The organism is Rhodobacter xanthinilyticus (assembly GCF_001856665.1).
GTDB lineage: Bacteria > Pseudomonadota > Alphaproteobacteria > Rhodobacterales > Rhodobacteraceae > Rhodobacter > Rhodobacter xanthinilyticus.
In genome coordinates this window covers 1,055,795-1,078,155 of record NZ_CP017781.1, presented here as the reverse complement: position 1 = coordinate 1,078,155, position 22,361 = coordinate 1,055,795, and the positions used below count along the sequence as shown (strand labels likewise).

Sequence of the window (22,361 nt, the reverse complement as noted above, 5' to 3'; positions counted from 1 at the left end):
CTCAGAAGAGCGAGCGCAGCCCGAGCGTCAGCCCGAGCTCGCTGCCGTCATGGATCACATTGTTCGAACTGTCGCGCCGCCAGCTCAGCCCGAGCTCGGGCGCAAACCCCATATATTGCAGCGCCGGAAGCGTCGCCGAAACCCCGGCATCGAGGATGTCATCGGCCCGGCCATTGGCGTAATCGCGGCTCTCATAGCCGAGCGAAAGCGCCCAATCCGCCCCCCAGAGCGGCGCCTCGGGCCGGTAATCGAGGCTCACCCCGCCGCCCTCGAAGGCGATCGAATCGGTCCCCGAGATCGCCCGGCGCGCATAGCTGCCGAGCTTCCAGCTCCCCGCCCCCGGCCCCGCGGCCCGCCACCCGAGATCGAGGCCGAGCCGCTGCATCGTGGCCGAGCGCGCCTTGGCATCGAGCCGGAACTGCCGCTCGAGAAGCCCGCTCATGCGCAGCGCCATCCGCGGCGCAATCGCGAAATCCCGCCCCGCCTCGAGGCGCAGATAGTTCGACAGCGGCGCGCCCGCGTAATCGTTGTGGCCCGCCGTCGCGCGCGCATCCCAAGCCCCGCCCGCGAGCTGCGCACGATGCGCGGCCCAGGCCTCGAGCGCCCAGAAGGCGTAATCCGAGCCTTTCGCGCCGGGCGCCTTGGCCTTCGCCTCGGAACTCAGCGTGGTCATCAGCCCGGTCGCGCTCACCCCCGCCTGCCAGCGCGACCGCGCGCTCTGCCCGAGCACCCAGCCGCCGCCGAGGCTCGCCCGGCTCTGCACCCCCGACAGCGCGGTAAGCGCGCCCGGCAGCGGCAGAACGAAGGTGCCGATCGTCACCGTATCGGTCGCCGAGCCGCCGTTCACATTCGACGAGGGCGAGACGGAAAAATCGAAGCTCCAGGTAAATTTCTGAGCCGGCGCAAGGCCTTGATAGGCCCGCACGGCGAGCGCCTCGGCCTGCGCGTCGGGCGCATACCAGGCCGCGCGCCGCAGCCAGCGCCGCGCCGTGCCGATCTCGCCGCGCTGGAACGCCGCCTCCGAGACGATCATCGCCGCATCATGGCGCGCCGGGCCGCGCGGCGCGGCCCGATAGGCGCGCGCGCCCTCGGCCTCGGCCCCGGCGAAATCGCCCTCCGCATAAAGCGCCGCCGCGAGGATCTGCCGCGCGACGACATCGCCCGGATCACGCCGCAAGAGCGCGAGCGCGAGCCCCCGCGCAAGCCGCGCATCCTTCGCCCGATGCGCGGCGAGCGCCAGCCCGCGCGCCTCTTCGATCGAGAGCACCTGCGCCCCCGGGGCCCCCGGCGCGGGCTCCGCCCCGGCCGGCGCCGCCGCGAGCCACCCCGCCAGCGCCGCCGCCGCGACCCGCTGGAGCGCCCCTCTCACGGGACGATCAGGCTGACCTGATCGATCACGAAGGCCGCGGTTTCCTGAACATTGGTGCCCGACGCGCTCAGCGCATCTTGCCCGCTCAGCACCAGCACCCCCGCGATCTGATCGCCGTTCGTGCCGCCGAAAATCCCCGAGAGCGTCCCCGTCGAGCCGGTCGAGCCATCGGCATTGACCTCATAGGCGGTGGTGTCCTTGATCACCCCATCCTCGTGATAGGTGTCGACCACCGCCAGCCCCGGCAGCGCGCCGCGCACCGAACCGTCGAAATTATAGGCCACCCGGTTGCCGATCGAGGTGGTGATCGCGCCGGTATTGTCGAAATCCTCGAAATCGACGACCATGTTGATATCGCCCGTGGTCAGGTCGGCCACGCCGCCATCCTTGTAGACGCGGATGCCCTGATAGGTGCCCGCATAGCTCGCCTGCGCGTTGGTCGGCAGGTTCACCTCGCCGGTGCCGCGATACATCGTGCCCGAATAGCCGTAATCGAGCCAATCGCCCGTCGCCACGACCGAGGCCGCGGTCACATCGTTCTTGCCCGGCACATAGATCGCATAATAGGTCCGCGCGCCCGCATCGTTGCGATAGACCTGATAGCCGTTGATCGTCATGCCCGCGACGGCGGAATACTGCCCCGCGAGGTCGAAGGGCAGGTTGTTGATCGAGATCGTATCGGTCTTGGCGTCATAGACGAATTTGTTGGCCTCATCGAGACAATAGATCTTCGCGGCCTCGTCGCAGACCCCGCCGCCGGTGATCACCTCATCCGGCGTCGGCGCGCCCACCACCGCCGGCCCGTCACAGGCGGCCAGCGCCGCCACCGCGACGAACGGCCAAAGATACTGCTTCATTATCGTTTCTTTCACTGGTCCCAGCCTCGTGGAAACGGCGGTGCAAAATTAGGCCACGGTAGCGGCGGGATCGTCTCGCTGCGGGCGGAGTAAAATCCTGCCACTTTTCCCTTCTTGCGGCAGCAGGGAGGGTGGGGAGATTTATACCGTGGAACTTTACAAGAAGGTTCGCTTGGCGTGTGCCGAGGGCATGAGCGCGCGGGCGGCGGCGAAGCATTTCAACATTTCGCGCGGGACGGTTGAGAAGATGTTGGCCTTCTCGGTGCCGCCTGGCTACCGGCGGGACAAGCCGATCAGGCGGCCGAAGCTGGACGGGTTCACCGAGTTCATTGACGCCTGGCTTGAAGCCGACAAGGCGGTGCATCGCAAGCAGCGTCATACGGCCAAGCGGATATGGGAACGGCTTCAGGCCGAGCATGGCTTCACCGGCGGCTATACGATCGTCAAGGATTACGTGCGTGAGCGTGAGCGGCGGACACGGGAGATGTTCGTGCCACTGGCCCATCCGCCGGGCCATGCTCAGGCCGATTTTGGCGAAGCGGTCGTCGTCATCGCCGGTGTCGAGCAGAAGGCGCATTTCTTTGTCATCGACCTGCCGCACAGCGATGCCTATTTCGTCCGGGCCTATCCGGCGGCGACGGCGGAGGCCTGGATAGACGGGCATGTCCGCGCCTTTGCCTTCTTCGGCGGGGTGCCGCAGTCGGTGCTCTACGATAACGACCGCTGCCTGGTCTCGAAGATCCAGCCAGATGGCACGCGCATCCGCGCCACGCTGTTCAGCGGCTTGCAGTCGCATTACCTGTTTCGGGATCGCTATGGTCGGCCCGGGAAGGGGAACGACAAGGGCGCTGTCGAGGGGATGGTCGGCTACGCCCGCCGCAACCACATGGTGCCGATCCCCCACTTTGCCAGTTGGGACGCCTTCAACGCCGACCTTGAAGGGCAGTGCTGCGCACGCCTCACGCGCATTCTTCGGGGTCACAAGGAGACGATCGGCGAGAGGCTGCAGCGCGATCTGGCGGCGATGCGCCCATTGCCTACTGCCCCGTTCGACGCCTGCGACCAAGCGAGCGGCAGGGTCAGCTCGCAGTCGCTCGTGCGCTATGACACCAACGATTACTCGGTCCCGGTCGCCTATGGCCATCAGGATGTCTGGATCCGCGGCTATGTCGATGAGGTCGTGATCGGCTGTCGCGGGGAGGTGATCGCCCGACACCCGCGCTGTTACGATCGCGAGGACATGATCTTCGACCCGGTTCACTACCTCCCGCTGATCGAGCGCAAGATCAATGCCTTGGACCAGGCTGCGCCTCTGGCGGAATGGGACCTGCCCGAAGAGTTCCAGACTTTGCGCCGCCTGATGGAGGCGCGCATGCTCAAGATGGGGCGCCGCGAGTATGTGCAGGTGCTGCGGCTGCTTGAGACCTTTGGCATGGATGACCTGCATGCCGCCGTGAAGAAGGCCCTGAAGCTGGGCGCGGTCGGCTTTGACGCCGTGAAGCACCTCGTGCTTTGCCAGGTCGAGAAGCGCCCCCCAAGGCTTGATCTCGATGTCTACCCCTACCTGCCGCGGGCGAACGTCGAGACGACGCGTGCGGCCAGCTACATGGCCTTGATGTCGGAGGCGGCGGAATGAGCGAGGCTCCGAAGATCCTGCTTGCCCACCATCTGAAGACGCTGAAGCTGCCCACCTTCCTGCGGGAACACGAGAAGGTTGCGCGCCAATGCGCCGCCGAAGGGTTGGACCATGTCCAATTCCTGTCGCGCCTCGTTGAACTGGAACTCATTGACCGCGAGCGGCGGATGGTCGAGCGCCGCATCAAGGCTGCGAAGTTCCCGGCCACCAAAAGCCTCGACAGCTTCGACTTCAAGGCGATCCCGAAGCTGAACAAGATGCAGGTGCTGGAACTGGCGCGCTGCGAATGGATCGAACGGCGTGAGAACGTGATCGCCCTTGGCCCCAGCGGAACCGGCAAGACCCACATTGCCTTGGGCCTCGGGTTGGCGGCCTGCCAGAAGGGCATGTCTGTCAGCTTCACCACCGCCGCCGCGCTGGTCAACGAGCTGATGGAGGCGCGAGACGAACGTCGGCTGCTGCGCGTCCAGAAGCAGATGGCTGCCGTCAAGCTGCTGATCATCGACGAGCTCGGGTTCGTGCCCCTGTCAAAGACCGGCGCCGAGCTGCTTTTTGAGATGATCTCCCAGCGCTACGAGCGCGGTGCCACGCTGATCACCAGCAATCTGCCCTTCGATGAATGGACCGAGACCTTCGGCACCGAGCGGCTGACCGGCGCGCTCCTCGACCGGTTGACCCACCACGTCAACATCCTCGAGATGAACGGCGAAAGCTATCGCCTCGCGCAAAGTCGCGCGCGCAAGACCGGCGACAACACCTGATCCAAAGTATCAGACTTGGACCTGACGGTCCAAGGCGGCCAGTCACCCGCAAGCTATATGGAGAGCGCGGCTGACTGGCCGCCGCCCATCAGCCGCGTCTCGCGCAAACCCAAAGTGGCCCAATTTTGCGCCGCCCCGTGGCCCAATTTTACTCCGCCGTTGACAGCCTCGTCCCCCACCCTGCCCAACTCCGCCCGCAAAGTCAATTTCGCCTGCGGAAACAATCACGCCAGATCACGCCCGCGCGAATTCGCCTCAGCCCCGCGCCGACGGTTCCGCCGCGCGATCTTTTCGCTATAACGGGGCGAGTCACCACGGAGGACACCATGCCGCTCACCCCCGAACAGCAAGCCGAGATCGCGGCCCAGCGCGCCCAAACCACGCAAACGCTGCGCGCCACCGCCCCGGGGATGGAGGCGCATCTCTACACCGCCCATCCGGTGCTCGACCACGGCCTCGTGCGGGTGATCGATTACATGGGCGATGATGCGGCGATCTGCCAGGCGGCGCGGGTGAGCTACGGGCGCGGCACGAAAGCGGTTTCCGATGACAGCGGGCTGATCCGCTATCTGATGCGGCACTGGCATTCGACACCTTTTGAAATGTGCGAGGTCAAGTTCCACGTCAAACTGCCGGTCTTCGTCGCCCGGCAATGGATCCGCCACCGCACGGCGAATGTGAACGAATATTCCGCGCGCTATTCGATCCTCGACCGCGAATTCTACATCCCCGCCCCCGAGGCGCTCGCCGCGCAATCGACGGTGAACAACCAGGGCCGCGGCCAGGTTCTCGAAGGCGCCGAGGCAGCGCGCGTGCTCGATCTCTTGCGCGAAGACGCGATGCGCGCCTATGACCATTACGAGGATATGCTCAGCCCCGACGAAAGCGCCGGCAAACTCGGCCTCGCGCGCGAGCTTGCGCGGATGAACCTGCCCGCGAATATCTATACCCAGTGGTATTGGAAGATCGACCTCCACAATCTGTTCCATTTCCTGCGCCTGCGCGCCGATAGCCACGCGCAATACGAGATCCGCGTCTATGCCGAGACCATGTGCCGGATCGTCAAGGATTGGGTGCCCGCGGCCTATGGCGCCTTCGAGGATTATCGCCTCGGCGGCGTCACTCTCTCGGGCAAGGCGGTCGAAGTGCTCAAACGCCGCCTCGCCGGCGAAACCGTGACGCAGGAAAGCTCGGGCATGTCGAAGGGCGAATGGCGGGAGTTTGAGGGGGTTTGGGGGTGAGGCGAGGCCTCACCCCGCCACAACATCCTTGCGCAAAACACCTCGGCCACGCTTGACCGAGGAAGGCAGGCCGACGAGTTTGTCGATACCGAGCCGCACCGCGACGAGCTGAACCGCGACGGGAATGAGCGTCGCGGAGAGCGTGAGCACCGTCAACAGAACTGCAGGATCGCTGACCTTGAGAAACTTTGTCATCGCCAGCCTTACGGCCCCGATGACGAGGATATGCAAGATGAAGATGCCCATCGAGCATTGTCCGATCGTCACGAGCAGCGCGACCGACCGCCCTCCTGCCAGCGCGTGACCCAGCCTGATGCTCAATGCGAGAACCGCCGGAACCATGAACAGCGCGGCCGGAATCGGAAGGTAACTCGGCACACCAGCCACATAACAGAACACCGCGCCCAAGGCGCCCGCGAGCAACAAACCGACGACCGACGGCCATGTCCTCCCGAGGTGCTCAAGCAGTTTCATCTCGCGGGCCATCATCCCGACGAAGAAATAGAAGAGCCCATAACTCACCAGCATGATCGTTTTCGGAAGCGCGTAGAACGCCCCAAGGAAAGTCAGAAGCCCCACAAACACGAGCAGCAACGGACGCACCCGCCGCCAGACCAGGAAGCTGATCAGCTGTGCAAAGAACATGGCGTAGAGAAACCAGAACTGCCCAAAGGGTTTCCAGTAGATCTGGAAAAGGTCAGAAACACTCAGGTTTCCGTTCACCGCGTCGCCCCGCGCCAGCGCGATTTGCCCCCCCCCTGCAGCAGCGACCACAGCAAATAGGGCCAAGCAAGCAGCACGAGGATTTTCGTCACGAACGCGCCAAGCGGCGCCCGCTGCCCCTGGACCGAGGGACTAAAAAGCAGGCCTGATATGACGAAAAAGAGGGGCATGTGAAAGGTGTAGATCAGGTAGTCGACGGGCACGCTCCAGCCACTATCGTCGACAAAGCCCGCGCTGACCAAGCCACGCAGCGCATGACCGAACACCACGAGAACAATCCCCAAGCCGCGTGCAATATCCAGAGACAGATCGCGGGACGTAAGCGTGGTCATGGTATCTGCTCCGCAATGGGGAACTATGCGCGATCAGTCGTGCACGCATAAAAAGCCGTCCGCAAGACTGCGCGCCAAGCCCCAAATAAACCCCGCTTAATCTGCCCTTGCCAAATTAAGCCATTTTAACACCGCCCCCGCCGCCTCCGGCTCGTCGAGAAACGGCACATGCGCCCGGTCGGGCACTTCGGCGAAGGTCATGTCGGGGCGGCGGGCGCGCATCTCGGCGGCGGCCTTGGCCGAGAGGAGATCCGAATTCGCCCCCCGGATCAGCGCGAGCGGCAGGCCTGCGCAGGCGTCAAAAAGCGGCCAGGCCGTTGGCACCTCCTCGCCCGAAAACGCCGCGAGAAAGCTCTCGCGCAGCGCCGGGTCATAGTTGATTTTGACCCCCTCATCGGTCTCGATATAGTGGTGCGCCACCTCTTCGGCCCAACGGCTTGCGGGCACATGGGCAAAGCCCGGCATCGCGCGGGGCAGCTTCTCGGCCAGCTCGGCCAGCGTTTTCGCCGCGGGGTTACGCCCGACATAATCGAAAATCCGCACGAGTCCCGCCTTCTCAAGCACCGGCCCCACATCGTTCAGACAAAGCCCCGCGACCCGCTCCCGCGCCGTTGCGGCCAGCACCATCCCGATCAGCCCGCCCCGCGAGGTGCCCAGAATCGCCGCCCGCGCCACGCCCAGATGATCGAGAAGCTGCACCGCATCGGCCGCCTCGCGCGGCACGGTATAGCTCGCAGCACCGGTCCAATCGCTCGCCCCCCGGCCCCGGTAATCCATTCGGATCAAACGATAATTTTCGAGATGGGGGGCGATATAGTCGAAATCCTCGCCGGTCCGCGTGAGCCCCGCCAGCGCCAGAACCACCGGCCCGTTGCCTGCGTCGCGATAGCCGATCTTCGCCCCGTCATCGGCGGTAAAATACTGGATCTTCGACATTTTCTCCCCTTGGCTCTGACGCGCTTCTCGCTACCTTAACGACAAAGAGGGAGAGCGTCATGTCCGACACGCTGGAAAAACTACAGGCGCGCCTGGCCGAGCTCGAGGAGCAGATCGAGACCGAATGGGCCGCGCGGCGCGCGGTGATGCGCTATCATGTCGAGCGCGGGCGGGTGGTCTTCGAGGAGGGCGTGCGCGAGGCCCATCGGCGCGCGCGGGTCAACCTGTGGCTCTTCCTGCGGCGCACGCGGTTCTTGGTCGTGCTCACCGCGCCGATCATCTACTCTATGGTCATCCCGTTGTTTTTGCTCGACGTTTTCGTCTCCGCCTATCAGGCGATCTGCTTCCCGATCTACGGGATCCAGAAGGTCAAACGCGCCGATCATGTGGTGATCGACCGGCATATGCTGGCCTATCTGAACGGCTTGCAGAAGCTCAACTGCGTCTATTGCGGCTATGGCAACGGGGTGATTTCCTTCGCGCGCGAGGTCGCCGGGCGGACGGAGAAATTCTGGTGCCCGATCAAGCACGCGCGCCGGGTGAAGGGCCCCCATGCGCATTACGGCGATTTTTGCGATTTCGGCGATGCGGAGGGGTTTCAGGCCAATTCCGCGCGGCTGCGGGCCGAGCTGCGCAAGATCGAGCGCGATTGAAAAGGGCGCCCGAGGGCGCCCTATCTCGTTGATTTCACAAGACATCAGATATTGCCGGGCTGCGGCATGCCGAGCACGTGATAGCCGCAATCGACCATGACGACATCGCCCGTCGTGCAGGCGCCGTAATCCGAGCAGAGCCAGACCGCGGTGCCGCCGACGGCCTCGAGGGTGGCGTTCTGGCGCAGCGGGCTGTTGGCCTCGGTATGGCGGAAGGTCTTGCGCGCCCCGCCGATCGCGGCGCCGGCGAGGGTCTTCATCGGGCCGGGCGAGATCGCGTTGACGCGGATGCCCTGCGGCCCGAGATCGTTGGCGAGATAGCGCACCGAGCTTTCCAGCGCCGCTTTCGCCACGCCCATCACGTTGTAAAACGGCGTCACCCGGTTCGAGCCGCCATAGGTCAGCGTGATCAGCGAGCCGCCCGCGGGCATGAGGTCGGCGGCGCGGCGGGCCACGTCGATGAAGCTGTAGCAGGAGATCGCGAGCGAGTTCTTGAAGTTCTCGCGCGAGGTGTGGATGAAGCGCCCGGCGAGCTCATTCTTGTCGGAATAGGCGATCGCATGGACCACGAAATCGAGCGTGCCCCAGGTGTCTTTCAGCACCGCGAAGGCCGCATCCATCGAGGCGTCGTCGTTCACATCGACATCGACGAGGATCGAGGAGCCGAGCGAGGCGGCGAGCGGCTCGACACGCTTGCCGAAGGCTTCGCCCTGGTAGGTGAAGGCGAGCTCGGCGCCCTCTTCGGCGAGCGCCTTGGCGATACCCCAGGCGATCGAGCGCTCATTGGCCACGCCCATGACCAGCCCGCGCTTGCCCTTCATCAGATCAGCCATTTGATTTCCTTGAACAATCAGCCGTTATACTTGCTCATGACGAGCGAGGCATTGGTGCCGCCGAAGCCGAAGCTGTTGGAGAGGATCGAGTCGAACTCGACGCCTTCGCGCAGCTCGGTGACGATCTCGCCGGGGCGGATCGCCGGGTCGAGCTCGCGCACATTGGCCGAGGCCGCGATGAACCCGCCCTGCATCATCAGGAGCGAATAGATCGCCTCATGCACCCCGGTCGCGCCGAGCGAGTGGCCGGTGAGCGATTTCGTCGAGGTCACCGGCGGCACCGCGCCCTCGCCGAAGATCCGGCGGATCGCGTCCATTTCGGTGACATCGCCGGCCGGCGTCGAGGTGCCATGCGCGTTGATGTAGTTGATCTTGCGGCCTTCCGGCAGGGTGCCGATGGCGAGGCGCATCGAGCGCTCGCCGCCCTCGCCCGAGGGGGCGACCATGTCATTGCCGTCCGAGGTCGCGCCGTAGCCGGTCAGCTCGGCATAGATCTTGGCGCCGCGGGCGAGCGCATGTTCGAGCTCTTCGAGCACCACCACGCCGCCGCCGCCGGCGATGACGAAGCCGTCGCGGGTCGCATCGAAGGGGCGCGACGCGGTTTCCGGAGCGTCATTGTATTTCGAGCTCATCGCGCCCATCGCGTCGAAGAGGCACGAGAGCGTCCAGTCGAGCTCTTCGCCGCCGCCGGCGAAGACGATGTCCTGCTTGCCCATCTGGATCAGCTCGGCGCCGTTGCCGATGCAATGCGCCGAGGTCGAGCAGGCCGAGGTGATCGAATAGTTCACGCCCTTGATCTTGAAGGGCGTGGCGAGGCAGGCCGAGTTCGTCGAGGACATGCAGCGGGTGACCATGAACGGCCCCATGCGCTTGGGCGCGCCTTTCTCGACGACGATCTTGTGCGCCTCGAAGAGGTTCGAGGTCGAGGGGCCGCCCGAGCCCATCACGAGGCCGGTGCGCGGGTTCGACACATCCTCGGGCGCGAGGCCGGCATCGGCGATCGCCTGTTCCATCGCGAGGAAGTTATAGGCCGCGCCCGGACCCATGAAGCGCAGGTTGCGCTTGTCGATATGGTCCTCGAGCACGATCCGGGGCTGGCCCTTGACTTGGCTGCGGAAGCCATGTTCGGCATATTCGGGCGCGAAGACGATGCCCGAGCGGCCGGCGCGCAGGCTGGCGGTGACTTCTTCGGCGTTGTTGCCGATGGGCGAGATGATCCCGAGCCCGGTAATGACGACGCGGCGCATGGGCGGCCTCCTTGAAGTTGGGTTGGGTCGGGCTCAGCTCTCGGAGAGCGCGACCTTCATGTCCTTGACCATGTAGATCACCTCGCCATCGGCCTCGACGATACCGTCGGCGACGCCCATGGTCAGCCGGCGGGTCTGCACGGCCTTGGTGAAATCAACCTTGTAGGTCAGCATCTTGCGATCGGGGCGCACCATGCCGGTAAGCTTGACCTCGCCGACGCCGAGCGCATAGCCCCGCCCCGTCCAGCCGCGCCAGCCGAGGTTGAAGCCGGTGAGCTGCCACAGCCCGTCGAGCCCGAGGCAGCCCGGCATGATCGGGTTGCCGGGGAAGTGGCAGTCGAAGAACCACAGATCCGGCGTGATGTCGAATTCCGCGACGACATGGCCCTTGCCATGCAGCCCGCCATCGCCCGAGATCTCGGTGATGCGGTCCATCATCAGCATCGGCGGCGCCGGAAGCTGGGCATTGCCCGGCCCGAACAGCTCGCCACGCGCGCATTTCAGAAGATCTTCCTTGCCGAAGCTCGTCGGATAGTTTGCCATCGGCTTCCCCCCTTGTCCGTTGCCTTCCCTCTAGCACCCGCGCGGGCGCGCACGCAAGGGCAACGGTTTCGCTCAAAAGCCGGCGACGGGCCGAAAACCATTGAAAAAAGCCCGCCGTGCGCGATATATGGAGGATCGGGAGACGCTGAAAATGACGACGATCGCAGTTGAGAGGGGCCAGGAATGGCTCGCCAAGGGAGGTTTGCGCCCCACGCGCCAGCGGCTTTCGCTGGCGAGCTTGCTGGTGGGCGATGGCCACAACCGCCACGTGACCGCCGAGGGGCTTTATGCCGCAGCCCATGAGGCGGGCGAAAAGGTCTCGCTTGCCACGGTCTACAACACGCTGCGCGCCTTTTGCGCGGCGGGGATCATGCATGAGATCACGGTGGACGGCACGCGGTCGTATTTCGACACGCGGATGGACGATCACCCGCATTTCCTGTGGGAAGACGAGAACCGGATCTCGGACGCGCCGGCCGAGGAGCTCGAGATCACCCGCCTGCCCGCCGCCCCCGAGGGCGCCGAGGTGACGCGGGTCGATGTGGTGATCCGGGTGCGCAGGGTCTGAGACCCGCGCGGATTTCGGCGACGGCCCCCGCGCGGGGCCGTTTTGCTTTTGCGCCGATGAGAAATTCGAGGCCCGGGCTGTTCTGAACGGCGTCACCGTATGTCTCGGTCATCCGTTCGCCGGCGACGACAGTGGCGACCGCAATCCCCCCGCCCCCAACGCAAAAGGCGCCCCGTGGGGCGCCTTTTTCAATCCGCTCGGGCCGAGGATCAATCCTTGGCGCGTTCGACGTAGGAGTTATCGGTGGTGTTGATGATGATCCGGGTGCCGACGCCGATATGGGGGGGCACCATCACGCGGATGCCGCCGGTGCAGGTGGCGGGCTTGTAGGAGGAGGACGCGGTCTGGCCCTTGACGACCGGCTCGGTTTCCTCGACCTCGACGGTCACCTTCTGCGGCAGTTCGATCGAGAGCGCCACGCCCTCGTGCGTCAGCATCCACACGCGGATGCCGTCGCGCAGGTGGACCTTGGCGTCGCCGACCACGTCTTCGGAGACGGTGATCTGGTCATAGGTCTCGGGGTTCATGAAGTGATAGCCTTCGCCATCCTCGTAGAGGAAGTCGAATTCGTTCTCGTCGACATGGGCCTTTTCGACGCTGTCCACGGTGCGCCAGCGCTCCGAGACCTTCACGCCGTCCGAGATGCGGCGCATCTCGACCTGGGTCACCGAGTTGCCTTTGCCCGGGTGGACGTTTTCGGCGGTGAGAACGATGTAGAGAACGCCATCCATGTCGATAACGTTGCCCTTGCGGATCGAGGAGGCGATCACTTTTGCCATGGGTCTGGTCCTTGATGAGTGTAGCAGGCTCTGGCGCCCGGATGGCGAAGCGCCTAAACCATCCGCAACCAGATTTCCAGCGAAAAGCCTGTCCAGATGAGCCAGACCCCGTGGTGGAGCCCCGAACGCCATGCCGACCGCCGCCCCGCGCTTTTGGCGCGCAACCGTATCCAGGGGGCGATCCGGGGATGGCTCGGGGCGGAGGGGTTTCTCGAGGTCGACCCTTCGGCGCTGCAGATCAGCCCGGGCAATGAGGCGCATCTGCACGGGTTCGAGACCCGCGCGATCGGCAATGATGGCGTGGGCCATCCGATGTATCTGCACACGAGCCCCGAATTTGCGATGAAGAAGCTGCTCGCGGCGGGGGAGGAGCGGATCTTTGCCTTCGCCCATGTCTGGCGCAACCGCGAGCGCGGGCAGCGGCACAGCCCGGAGTTCACGATGCTCGAATGGTATCGGGTGGGCGAGGAGTATACCGCGCTGATGGCGGATTGCGCGGCGCTCTTGCGGCTGGCGGCGGAGGGCGCGGGGGCGGAGGTTCTGCGCTATCGCGGCGCGGAATGCGACCCGTTTGCCGCGCCCGAGCGGGTGAGCGTGGCGGAGGCCTTCGACTATTACGCCGGCGTCGATCTGCTGGCGAGTTGCGAGGGCGCCGAGACCGATGCGGCGGCGCTGCGCGGCGCGTGCCGGGCGGCGGGGATCGCGGTGCGCGAGGACGACAGCTGGTCGTTTTTGCTCTCGAAGGTGCTCGTCGAGAAGATCGAGCCGCATCTGGGGCATGGCCGCGCGGTGGTGCTCGACCGCTATCCGGCGGCGGAGGCGGCGCTGGCGCGGCCCGCGCCCGATGACGCGCGGGTGTCGGAGCGGTTCGAGCTTTACGCCTGCGGGGTGGAGCTTGCGAACGGCTTTGGCGAGCTCACCAACCCGGTCGAGCAGCGGCGCCGGTTCGAGGCCGAGATGGAGGAGAAACAGGCGATCTATGGCGAGCGCTACCCGATCGACGAGGATTTTCTCGCAGCGCTGGCGATCATGCCGGCGGCCTCGGGGATCGCGCTCGGCTTCGACCGGCTGGTGATGCTCGCCACTTCGGCGCCGCGGATCGACGATGTGATCTGGACGCCGGTCGACCCGCTGATCCGCTAATCGAAGGGCGAGAGCACGCGGTAAAGGCGCAAGACCTCCATCGGCACGACCTCGAGGGTGCGCCGATGCGTGGCCTCGAACACGACCGGCGGCGCGCAGCCCGCGTCATGGGCCTCCCAGAAGCGGCCCGCGCACAGGCACCAGCGATCGCCCGGTTTGAGGCCGGTGAAGCCGAGCTCGAGCCGCGGGCTGGTCAGATCATTGCCGACATAGGCCGAGAAGGCGAGGAATTCGGCGGTGGTGATCACGCAGACAGTATGGGCGCCGCGATCCTCCCAGCAGGTGTTGCAATGGCCGTCGCGGAAGAAGCCGGTGCGCGGCGCCATCGAGCAGGGCTCGAGCGGGCCGCCGAGCAGGTTCACCGAGGGCTCCATCTCCATGCCGACCTCCGCCGTTCTCAAGGGTTGGGCTTTGCTCAAGGTTTGGGGCGCGCGGGCGCGAAGTCAAGCGGCGCGGGCGTCACGGCGCATGGGCAAGCGCGCGCAACATGGCGAGGTTCTCGTCATCGACGCCCGCCTCGCGAAACAGCCGATCGGCCGCGTTCACCGCCACCACCGCCCGCGCGGCAGGGTTGACGTAGATATATTGGCCATAGATGCCGCGGGCGAGATAATCGTTTCCGTGCAAGGCGTTATCCTTGGGAACCCACCATTGGTAGCCATAGCCCGCGCCGCCGGGCGCCTGGTGCGCGGTGGAGGCCGCGACCCACGGGGCCGGCACGATCTGGCGGCCGTTCCAGGCACCGCCTTGCAAGAACATCTGGCCGATGCGGGCGTAATCGCGGGTGCGCAGGTTGAGCCCGCCGAGCACGAAGGCTGTGCCCTCGCCATCGGTGAGCATCACCGGGCTCGCCTCGAGGCCGAGCGGCGCAATGATCCGCTCCGCCATCAGATCGGCCGGGTCGCGCCCGGTCGCGCCCTTGATCACCATGCCGATCACATGGGTGTCGATCGAGACATAATGCATCCGCGTGCCGGGCGGGGCATCGCGGGTCTTCAGCGAGGCGGCGAAGCCATCCATCGAGCCGCCGAGCGCGAGCACGCGACCCATCCGGTTGATATCGCTGTTGAAATCGAGGTAATCCTCGTTGAAGGCGACGCCCGAGGACATCGTGAGCACATCACGGATCGTGGCGCCCTCATAGGCCGAGCCCTTGAGCGCGGGGGCGAAATCGGTCACCTCGGCGTCGAGATCGGGGATCGTGCCATCGGCATGGAGCGTGCCAAAGAGCGCCGAGAGCACCGATTTGGCCATCGACCAGCTGATCCGCAGATCCTCGGGCGCGGTGCCGTGGTAATAGCTTTCATGGACCAGCGCGCCCTCGCGCAAGATCACAAGGCCGGTGACCGCGCGCCGCTCAACCCAGGCGCGGGCCTCGGGAGAGAGCGTCTCGGGCGGCCCGGACGGCAGCGCAGAGACCGGGCCGGTGCCGCGATCGAGGCTGCGATGGAAAAAGAGCCCGTCCATATGCGAGAAATTCGCGACGATCCGATCGGCATCGAAGAGATGATTGACCGCGAGCAGGCGGGTGATCTCCTCGCGTTTCCACAGCGCCGCGGCGCCCGCGACCCCGATGAGCACGACAAGGACCGTCAGAGCGATCCGCAAGACTTTCCGCATGTTCCCCTCCCCCGGTTCGACCCAGAGAAGCACGGCGCGCCCGCCTCAGGCAAGCCCGCGCCACAGCGGGCGCGGCTGACCTGACGGCAGGGATCAGTAGATATAGCGGATCTGGTCGGTCCAGTAGCGCTCCATCCGGCGCAGCGTGCGGTTCACCTCGTCCATCGCCTCGAAGGTGATGACGCCGCGGCCTTCCATGCCGATCGCGTGACGCTCGAAAAGCTCGGCCACGGCGGCGCGCATCTGGTTGCCCTTGTCGGTCAGGCGCACCCGCACCGAGCGGCGGTCGATATCGCAGCGCTGATGATGCATGTAGCCGGTATCGACCAGCTTCTTGAGGTTATAGGACACGTTCGAGCCCTGATAATAGCCTCGGCTCTTGAGCTCGCCCGCAGTCACCTCGTTCTCGCCGATATTGAACAGCAAGAGCGCCTGCACCGGGTTGATCTCGAGGATCCCGAGCCGCTCGAATTCATCCTTGATCACGTCGAGCAACAGCCGATGCAGCCGCTCGAGCAGCGACAGCGTATCCAGATAGCCGGCCATCAGACCCGGATGGGCCGTGTCCTTGACGGGCTCCGTCACAGGGGTTTGAAAAGTCATTCCGTTCTCCGCCAGCCTCGCATCCCGAAACCGACTTTGACGAAAATTCCCCAAAATTTTGTTAAGCGAGGAAAATTCCCGGCAAATACGTCACAATTTCGGCGCAAACCGCGCGTGCGGGCGGCTCAGACGCGGCCGTGGCGGGCCTTGGCGAAGGCCGAAATCTCGGTCAGGAGCTCAAGATATTGCGGCGGGCAGGGCTGCGCCCCCGAAACCCAGGGGTAGAGATCCTGATCATTCTCCTCGAGGAGCAAATCATAGAGCTCGAGCGCCGCCGCATCCATCGTGGCGAGTTTCTCATCCGCCCAGGGCCCGAGGATCAGGTCCATCTCCTTGGTGCCGCGCCGCCAGCTGCGCATCCGCATCCGTTTCAGCCGCGCATCCTGCGTCTCGCTCATGCTTGCCCCTCCGCCGCCAATTTCCGCTCGAGCCGGCCCAGCCGCGCGTCGAGCTCTTCCACAACCGTCCGGATCGCCCGGATCTCGCGCACGGTCTCGCGCACGTCCTGTGCCTCTTCCCGCGCTTCGGGCGGGCCGTCAAGCCCCTCGCCCTCGCCGGTCAGGAGCCACATCAGCGACACATTGAGCATGCCCGCGACCATTTGCAGGCGGTTGGCGCGCGGGTCGGCCATGTCATCCTCCCAGCTCGCCAGCGTCTCGAGCCGCACGCCAAGCCGCTGGGCGAGCTCCTCCTGGCTCAGCCCCGCCGCCTCGCGCGCCCCCGTCAGCCGATCGCCGAAGGTTGCCTCATCGGCCCCGAACCAATCGCTCATGCCCCGCTCCTCTCTCTTGATCACATCCGGGGCGGAGCGTAAGACATGGCTCCGGCAGATGACAGACCGGAGTTCCCGAAAATGGCTTTCCTTTCCGATACGCTTGCGCGTGTGAAGCCCTCGCCCACGATCGCGGTGACCAACAAGGCGCGCGAGCTGAAGGAGGCCGGGCGCGACGTGATCGGCCTCGGCGCGGGCGAGCCTGATTTCGACACGCCCGACAATATCAAGCAAGCCGCGATCGCCGCGATCGAGGCGGGCAAGACGAAATACACCGCCGTCGACGGGATCCCGGAGCTGAAAAAGGCGATCTGCGCCAAGTTCGCGCGGGAAAACGGGCTGAGCTACACGCCCGCGCAGATCACCGTCGCCTCGGGCGGCAAGCAGGTGCTCTACAATGCGCTGGTGGCCACGCTGAACCCGGGCGATGAGGTGATCATCCCGGCGCCCTATTGGGTGAGCTACCCCGATATGGTGCTGCTGGCGGGCGGCACGCCGGTGTTCGTGACGGGCGAGATGGAAGCGGGCTACAAGATCAGCCCCGAGGCGCTCGAGGCCGCGATCACGCCGAAGACCAAATGGTTCATCTTCAACTCGCCCTCGAACCCCTCGGGCGCGGCCTATAGCCGCGAGGAGCTCAAGGCGCTGACCGATGTGCTGATGCGGCACCCCCAGGTCTGGGTGATGTCGGATGACATGTATGAACATCTTGTGTTCGGCGGGTTTGAATTCACCACCCCCGCGCAGGTCGAGCCCGGCCTTTACGACCGCACGCTGACCTGCAACGGGGTCTCGAAAGCCTATGCGATGACCGGCTGGCGGATCGGCTATGCGGGCGGGCCCGAGGCGCTGATCAAGGCGATCGGCAAGGTGCAGTCGCAATCGACCTCGAACCCCTGCTCGATCTCGCAATATGCCGCGGTCGAGGCGCTGAACGGGCCGCAGGACTATATCGCCGAGAGCCGCGTCGCCTTCGAGCGGCGGCGCGATCTGGTGGTGGCGGCGCTCAACACCTGCCCGGGGATCAGCTGCCCCACCCCCGAGGGCGCGTTCTACGTCTACCCCTCGATCGCGGGTTGCCTCGGCAAGACCTCGGCGGGCGGCGCGCAGATCACCGATGACGAGAGCTTCGCGACCGCGCTTCTCGAGGAAACCGGCGTGGCGGTGGTGTTTGGCGCGGCCTTCGGGCTTTCGCCGAATTTCCGCATCAGCTACGCTACCTCGGATGCGGCCCTCACCGAGGCCTGCGCGCGGATCAAGGCCTTCTGCGAAGGGCTGAAATAAGGCCCGAAGGGCCGATTGGGGGGACGATGGCGGGCGATCTGCCGGAGTATTATTTTCGGATCCGCGAGAACGGCGCGGCGGTGTTTCGGGTCGATACCGAGAACCGCCAGCGGCGCATCGAGATGGATCAGATCGCCGTCGTCAACATCAAGAACGGCGAGATCAAGGCCCAGGGCGAGCGCAAGCTGACCGAGGCCGATCTCGCCGAGATCAACGGCTGGATGGCGCGCCGCCAGGAGGTTCTGGCGCGGCGCGACATCGACGATATTCACCGCGCGGTGGATTATCTCAACCTCACGACGCAATGGGTGCAGGCCAAGGCCTCCGACGCCCAGCTCGACGAGGTGACCGACGCGCTCCTCCTCGCGATGCATGATCTGCGCTCGGTTCTGGTGCGCAAGAAGGCCGAGCGGCTGATGAAGGGCGCGCCGGAGGAGGGCTGATCAGCCCCGCACCAGCGCCAGGAACGCGTCGATCTCGGCCTCGGTCGTGGCCCAGGAGCAGACGAGCCGCGCCACGAGCGGCTCCTCGGGCGGGCCAGCGAGCGATTGGTCAAAGGGCCAGAGGTAGTACTGCGCGCCGCCGGCCTGGGCGCGGATATGGGCCGCGCGCGGGAAAGCAGTGAAGACGGCATTGGCCTGCGGCGGATGGACGAGCGTGGCGCCGGGCGTCGCCGCCAGGCCCTCGGCCAGCCGCGCGGCCATGGCGTTGGCGTGGCGCGCAAGGTTGAGCCAGAGCCCGCCCTCGAGATAGCTCGCCATCTGCGCCGCGAGGAAGCGGTGTTTCGAGAAGAGATGGCCCGCGCGCTTGCGGCGCAGCTCGAATTCGGCGGCGCGGGCGGGGTCGAAGATCACCACCGCCTCGACGCCCATGCAGCCGTTTTTCGTGCCTCCAAAGCTCAGCACATCGACGCCCGCGCGCCAGGTCATCTCGGCGGGGGAGGCATCGCAGGCGACGAGCGCATTGGCGAAGCGCGCCCCGTCCATATGCACCGGCAGATGAAAATCGCGCGCGATTTCCGAGAGTTGCGCGACCTCGTCGGGGGTGTAGACGGCGCCCGCCTCGGTGGCATTGGTGATCGAGACCATGCCGCGTTGCACGTTATGGACGCCCCCGCGCCCGGTATGCGCGATCGCGCGGCGCAGCGCCTCGGGCGCCATTTTCGCATGTTCGCCGTCGACCAGGACGAGCTTCGAGCCGCCGGTGAAGAACTCCGGCGCGCCGCATTCATCCTCTTCGATATGGGCGTTGCGGTGGCAGAAGATCGCGGCCCAAGGGTCGGTCAGGATCGCGCAGGAGAGCGCGTTCGCCGCGGTGCCGGTCGCGACGAGGAAAACGCGCGCCTCGGGCGCCTCGAAGATCGTGCGGATCTCGGCCTCGACGGCCTCGGTCAACGGGTCGGCGCCGTAGGAGGGCACATGGCCCGCATTGGCGCGCCCGAGCGCGGCGAGGATCTGCGGCGCGACGCCGGAGGTGTTGTCGGAGGCAAAGTTCATCCCAGATCCTCGATCGTGTATTGATCCCAATCGTCCTCGGGCACCTCGGCCTCGGAGACCGTCCAGCCGCGCACGCTCTGGCCCGCCTCATGGATCGTCTCGGGCGAACCCGAGATCAGATAATGCCACTCTTCCAAGGGCTTACCCTCGAATCGCAGGCGATAGGCGCAGCTCGCCGGCATCCAATAGGCGATCTTGCGGATCGTCTTCGGGGTCAGGCGCACGCATTCGGGGACGTAGGTGTGGCGCGTCTCGTAGGACATGCAGCGGCAGGTCTCGCCATCGAGCAGCCGGCAGGCGACGCGGGTGAATTCGAGCTCGCCCGTATCCTCATATTCGAGCTTGTTCAGGCAGCATTTGCCGCAGCCATCGCAGAGCGCCTCCCATTCGACGGGGGTCAGCTTGGCGAGCGGCAGGGTCCAGAATTCGGGGCGCAGGTCGGTCATGGCGGAAGCGTGCTCCATCGCGCGCGGAAGGGAAAGGGGCCCGCGCTCACGCCCGGGCAAGGATCTCGCGCGCCTGCGCACAATCGCGCGCCATCTGCTCGAGAAGGCCCGGCAGGCCGTCGAACTTGAGCTCGGGGCGGAGGAACTCCACCAGCGCGACCGAGAGGTGCTGACCGTAGAGATCGCCTTGGAAATCAAAGAGATAGGTCTCGAGATTGGGGGCATTCTCGCCAAACATCGGGCGCACGCCGAGGCTGGCCGCGCCCAGGTAATGGCCCGCCTGAGGCCCGGTCAGCACATCGACCTTGACCGCATAGACGCCGAGCCGCGGCAGGTGCAGCCCGCCGAGCGACATGTTCGCGGTCGGGAAGCCGAGCGCGCGGCCGCGCTTCTCGCCGTGGATCACCTCGCCCTCGATACGGTGCAAATGGCCCAGCATCGCCGCGGCATCGCCCGGGCGGCCCTCGGCGAGCGCGGTGCGGATCGCGGTGGAGGAAATCTCGAGCCCGTCGAGATGCAGGAGCGGCGCGATGGTCACATCGAAGCCGTAGCGGCGGCCGAGCTCGATCAGCCCGGCGGTATCGCCCGCCCGCCCCCGGCCGAAGCGGAAATCACCGCCGACCGCGACATGGGCGACGCCGAGCCCCTCGGCGAGGATCTCGCGGGCGAAGGTCTCGGCCTCCATCCCGGCGAGGGTGGCATCGAACGGCAGCTCGAAGAGCCGCTCGACGCCCAGTTTTTCCAGACGGTTCGCCCGCGCCTCGGCGTTCATCAGCCGAAACGGCGGCGCGTCAGGGGCGAAGAGCTCGCGCGGGTGGGGCTCGAAGGTGATCACGCCGAGCGGACCCTTCCCGCGCGCCAGATCGATCACCGACTGATGCCCGAGATGCAGCCCGTCGAAATTGCCAAGCGCCACCGAGGCGCCGCGCGCGGTCTCCGGCAGGCCCTGCCACTGCGTGAACTTCTTCATACCCTTGCCCCGCCGACGCGAGGCGCCGGTCCGTGGTTAGCCGCGCGAGGGCGCCAGAACCTGGGCCTCGCCTTTGATCACCACGGTATCGCCCACCGCGCAGTGGGTTTCAAGGGTGACACGACGCTTGGCCGGGTCGATCGCGGTGACGGTGACGGTCGCGGTGACCTCATCGCCCGGGCGCACCGGCGCGGTGAATTTCAGCGACTGGCCGAGATAGATCGTGCCATGGCCCGGAAGCTGCTCGCCGATCACCGCCGAAATCAGCCCCGCCGAGAGCATGCCATGCGCGATGCGGCCCTTGAACATCGTCGCATTGGCATAGTCGTCGTTCAGGTGCACGGGGTTGTGGTCGGTCGAGACCTCGGCGAACATCTCGATATCGCGGTCGGTGACGACCTTCTTGAGCGAGCGGCTCATGCCGACTTCGAGGTCTTCGAGATAGATGGTGCCGGGGGTGAAATCTTGGGTCATCGGTCCTGCCCTCAGGTGGATGTTGCACTGCGGCATAACATGGCGGGGCTTACCAAAGCAATAAAATCGAAATTAATTTTCGATGAAGATCGACGCCGCGCAAGGATATTGCGCAGCGCCGCGAAGACTCAGCGCAGCTTGCCGATCGAGAAGAGCGGGTCCTGTTGACGCGCGGCCAGCCAGGTGGCGAGCAGCTCGGCCTCCGGCGCCTCCGGGTCGGCGCCGAACTGGTCCACCGCAAGCCCGCCGGTGACGAAGAGCGCGTCGATCCCCTCGCCCACGGCGCCCGCGACATCGGTGTTGATGCCGTCGCCGATCGCCAGAATCCGGCCATCCTCGACGCCCCCGATCGCCGCGAGCTTGCGCCGCGCGAGGTCATAGATCGGCGGATGGGGCTTGCCGAAATACATCGCCTCGCCCCCCATCTCCTCGTAAAGCGCCGCCAGCGCGCCCGCGCAATAGATCCGCCGCTCGCCCAGATCGACGACGATATCGGGGTTGGCGCACAGCATCGGCAGCCCGCGCCCCTTGGCGAGCAGGAAGCGCGCGCGATAATCTTCGGGCACCTCGCTGATCTCGTCGAAGGGGCCGGTGCAGATGATCCCCTCGGCCTCCTCGAAACTCACCCGCTCGATCTCGGCCTGCCCCTGCCATTCGGCCGGGATCTGCTCGAAAAAGCCCGCATCCTTCTCCGGCCCGAGATGCCAGACCTTGCGCCCGACTGCGCCGGCAAACATCGCATCTTGCGCCGCGTCGCCCGAACTGACCACGAGATCATAGGCGTCGCGCGGCACCCCCATCCGCTCGAGCGTCGCAATCACGAAGGGCGCCGGGCGCGGCGCATTGGTCAGCAGCACCACCTTGCCCCCCGTCGCGCGGAACCCCTGCAACGCCGCCACCGCCTCCGGGAAGGGCGCCACGCCATTGTGCAGACACCCCCAGAGATCGCAAAAGAGCGCGTCATAGGGCGCCGAGATTTCGGCCAGAGATTGAACGATCCGGGTCATGCTGCCTCATCTTGTCTGCTGCGCGTCGCGCGCCGATCCTGCCCCCGCTATAGGACAGGGATGTGAAA

General features: G+C 65.8%; 25 protein-coding genes and 1 pseudogene. 8 read left to right on the top strand and 18 right to left on the bottom strand.

What is annotated here, in order from left to right; translation table 11 throughout:
* Position 1: 1 nt before the first annotated feature.
* Together LPB142_RS05360 and LPB142_RS05355 are read right to left on the bottom strand one after the other, a co-directional pair.
* Positions 2-1,369, bottom strand: a complete 1,368-nt coding sequence (locus tag LPB142_RS05360) for a hypothetical protein (protein WP_071165741.1) — start codon at positions 1,367-1,369, stop codon at positions 2-4.
* The gene (locus tag LPB142_RS05355; RefSeq protein WP_068767575.1) at positions 1,366-2,226 is read right to left on the bottom strand and encodes a hypothetical protein; all 861 of its coding nucleotides are present in this window, start codon (positions 2,224-2,226) and stop codon (positions 1,366-1,368) included. Before LPB142_RS05355 ends, LPB142_RS05360 begins: the two co-directional genes overlap by 4 nt.
* Positions 2,227-2,374: 148 nt before the next feature.
* Here LPB142_RS05355 and istA point away from each other — a divergent pair, with 148 nt between their 5' ends.
* From istA to thyX, 3 genes are all read left to right on the top strand, one after another.
* Entirely contained in the window at positions 2,375-3,862 is a 1,488-nt protein-coding gene (istA, locus tag LPB142_RS05350) for an IS21 family transposase (RefSeq protein WP_071165182.1), read from the top strand.
* Positions 3,859-4,623: an IS21-like element helper ATPase IstB gene (gene istB, locus LPB142_RS05345; protein WP_071165181.1), complete on the top strand. Its 765-nt coding sequence runs from the start codon at positions 3,859-3,861 to the stop codon at positions 4,621-4,623. Before istA ends, istB begins: the two co-directional genes overlap by 4 nt.
* A 326-nt stretch (positions 4,624-4,949) precedes the next feature.
* Entirely contained in the window at positions 4,950-5,864 is a 915-nt protein-coding gene (thyX, locus tag LPB142_RS05340; RefSeq protein ID WP_068767576.1) for an FAD-dependent thymidylate synthase, read from the top strand.
* 9 nt (positions 5,865-5,873) lie between these two features.
* Here thyX and LPB142_RS05335 read toward each other — a convergent pair.
* Both LPB142_RS05335 and LPB142_RS05325 read right to left on the bottom strand, forming a co-directional pair.
* Positions 5,874-6,919, bottom strand: a pseudogene (locus tag LPB142_RS05335) (acyltransferase family protein).
* 96 nt (positions 6,920-7,015) lie between these two features.
* Positions 7,016-7,855 carry an alpha/beta fold hydrolase gene (locus LPB142_RS05325; RefSeq protein WP_071165738.1) on the bottom strand — a complete coding sequence of 280 codons (840 nt, stop codon included), beginning with the start codon at positions 7,853-7,855 and terminating at the stop codon, positions 7,016-7,018.
* 59 nt (positions 7,856-7,914) lie between these two features.
* Here LPB142_RS05325 and LPB142_RS05320 point away from each other — a divergent pair, with 59 nt between their 5' ends.
* On the top strand, positions 7,915-8,508 hold the full coding sequence (locus LPB142_RS05320; protein ID WP_071165737.1) for a hypothetical protein: 594 nt from the start codon (positions 7,915-7,917) through the stop codon (positions 8,506-8,508).
* Positions 8,509-8,552: 44 nt separating this feature from the next.
* On the opposite strand, the gene LPB142_RS05315 is transcribed toward LPB142_RS05320, so the two are convergent.
* Genes LPB142_RS05315 through fabA form a run of 3 tightly spaced genes read right to left on the bottom strand, consistent with a single transcriptional unit; the run spans position 8,553 to position 11,131 of the window.
* Entirely contained in the window at positions 8,553-9,341 is a 789-nt protein-coding gene (locus tag LPB142_RS05315) for an enoyl-ACP reductase FabI (protein ID WP_071165736.1), read from the bottom strand.
* A 17-nt stretch (positions 9,342-9,358) separates the two neighbouring features.
* Complete coding sequence (gene fabB / locus LPB142_RS05310; RefSeq protein ID WP_071165735.1) at positions 9,359-10,588, bottom strand: beta-ketoacyl-ACP synthase I; 1,230 nt, start codon at positions 10,586-10,588, stop codon at positions 9,359-9,361.
* 33 nt (positions 10,589-10,621) lie between these two features.
* Entirely contained in the window at positions 10,622-11,131 is a 510-nt protein-coding gene (gene fabA / locus LPB142_RS05305) for a bifunctional 3-hydroxydecanoyl-ACP dehydratase/trans-2-decenoyl-ACP isomerase (RefSeq protein ID WP_068767583.1), read from the bottom strand.
* A 151-nt stretch (positions 11,132-11,282) separates the two neighbouring features.
* On the opposite strand from fabA, the gene irrA reads away from it, so the two are divergent.
* On the top strand, positions 11,283-11,699 hold the full coding sequence (gene irrA / locus LPB142_RS05300) for an iron response transcriptional regulator IrrA (protein ID WP_068767631.1): 417 nt from the start codon (positions 11,283-11,285) through the stop codon (positions 11,697-11,699).
* Between the two features lie 209 nt (positions 11,700-11,908).
* Here irrA and efp read toward each other — a convergent pair whose 3' ends face one another.
* Positions 11,909-12,478: an elongation factor P gene (efp, locus tag LPB142_RS05295; RefSeq protein ID WP_068767584.1), complete on the bottom strand. Its 570-nt coding sequence runs from the start codon at positions 12,476-12,478 to the stop codon at positions 11,909-11,911.
* Between the two features lie 96 nt (positions 12,479-12,574).
* Between efp and epmA the strand changes: the two genes are divergently transcribed.
* Positions 12,575-13,621, top strand: coding sequence for an EF-P lysine aminoacylase EpmA (gene epmA / locus LPB142_RS05290; RefSeq protein ID WP_071165734.1), 1,047 nt, complete (start codon positions 12,575-12,577; stop codon positions 13,619-13,621).
* Here the strand turns inward: epmA and LPB142_RS05285 are convergent.
* The 5 genes from LPB142_RS05285 to LPB142_RS05265 form a co-directional block, all read right to left on the bottom strand.
* Positions 13,618-14,001: a DUF2237 family protein gene (locus LPB142_RS05285; RefSeq protein WP_071165733.1), complete on the bottom strand. Its 384-nt coding sequence runs from the start codon at positions 13,999-14,001 to the stop codon at positions 13,618-13,620. The genes epmA and LPB142_RS05285 overlap by 4 nt on opposite strands.
* A 79-nt stretch (positions 14,002-14,080) precedes the next feature.
* Positions 14,081-15,241 (bottom strand): serine hydrolase domain-containing protein, encoded by a 1,161-nt coding sequence (locus tag LPB142_RS05280; protein WP_071167135.1) that lies wholly within the window; start codon positions 15,239-15,241, stop codon positions 14,081-14,083.
* Positions 15,242-15,334: 93 nt separating this feature from the next.
* Positions 15,335-15,844 (bottom strand): MarR family winged helix-turn-helix transcriptional regulator, encoded by a 510-nt coding sequence (locus LPB142_RS05275; protein WP_068767588.1) that lies wholly within the window; start codon positions 15,842-15,844, stop codon positions 15,335-15,337.
* Between the two features lie 125 nt (positions 15,845-15,969).
* Positions 15,970-16,242 (bottom strand): FAD assembly factor SdhE, encoded by a 273-nt coding sequence (locus tag LPB142_RS05270; RefSeq protein ID WP_068767589.1) that lies wholly within the window; start codon positions 16,240-16,242, stop codon positions 15,970-15,972.
* Entirely contained in the window at positions 16,239-16,616 is a 378-nt protein-coding gene (locus LPB142_RS05265; protein WP_071165732.1) for a helix-turn-helix domain-containing protein, read from the bottom strand. The genes LPB142_RS05270 and LPB142_RS05265 overlap by 4 nt, the downstream gene beginning before the upstream one ends.
* Positions 16,617-16,697: 81 nt before the next feature.
* On the opposite strand from LPB142_RS05265, the gene LPB142_RS05260 reads away from it, so the two are divergent.
* Complete coding sequence (locus LPB142_RS05260) at positions 16,698-17,900, top strand: pyridoxal phosphate-dependent aminotransferase (RefSeq protein WP_071165731.1); 1,203 nt, start codon at positions 16,698-16,700, stop codon at positions 17,898-17,900.
* 26 nt (positions 17,901-17,926) lie between these two features.
* On the top strand, positions 17,927-18,343 hold the full coding sequence (locus LPB142_RS05255; RefSeq protein WP_068767592.1) for a hypothetical protein: 417 nt from the start codon (positions 17,927-17,929) through the stop codon (positions 18,341-18,343).
* Here LPB142_RS05255 and LPB142_RS05250 read toward each other — a convergent pair whose 3' ends face one another.
* From LPB142_RS05250 to LPB142_RS05230, 5 genes are all read right to left on the bottom strand, one after another.
* Positions 18,344-19,396: a threonine aldolase family protein gene (locus LPB142_RS05250; protein WP_071165730.1), complete on the bottom strand. Its 1,053-nt coding sequence runs from the start codon at positions 19,394-19,396 to the stop codon at positions 18,344-18,346. It lies immediately after the preceding gene.
* Positions 19,393-19,842 (bottom strand): YcgN family cysteine cluster protein, encoded by a 450-nt coding sequence (locus LPB142_RS05245; protein ID WP_068767594.1) that lies wholly within the window; start codon positions 19,840-19,842, stop codon positions 19,393-19,395. Before LPB142_RS05245 ends, LPB142_RS05250 begins: the two co-directional genes overlap by 4 nt.
* A gap of 46 nt (positions 19,843-19,888) precedes the next feature.
* Positions 19,889-20,812 carry a bifunctional riboflavin kinase/FAD synthetase gene (locus LPB142_RS05240; RefSeq protein WP_071165729.1) on the bottom strand — a complete coding sequence of 308 codons (924 nt, stop codon included), beginning with the start codon at positions 20,810-20,812 and terminating at the stop codon, positions 19,889-19,891.
* A 36-nt stretch (positions 20,813-20,848) separates the two neighbouring features.
* Complete coding sequence (locus LPB142_RS05235) at positions 20,849-21,286, bottom strand: MaoC family dehydratase (RefSeq protein WP_071165728.1); 438 nt, start codon at positions 21,284-21,286, stop codon at positions 20,849-20,851.
* 128 nt (positions 21,287-21,414) lie between these two features.
* On the bottom strand, positions 21,415-22,293 hold the full coding sequence (locus tag LPB142_RS05230; protein WP_071165727.1) for a TIGR01459 family HAD-type hydrolase: 879 nt from the start codon (positions 22,291-22,293) through the stop codon (positions 21,415-21,417).
* Positions 22,294-22,361 lie beyond the last annotated feature (68 nt).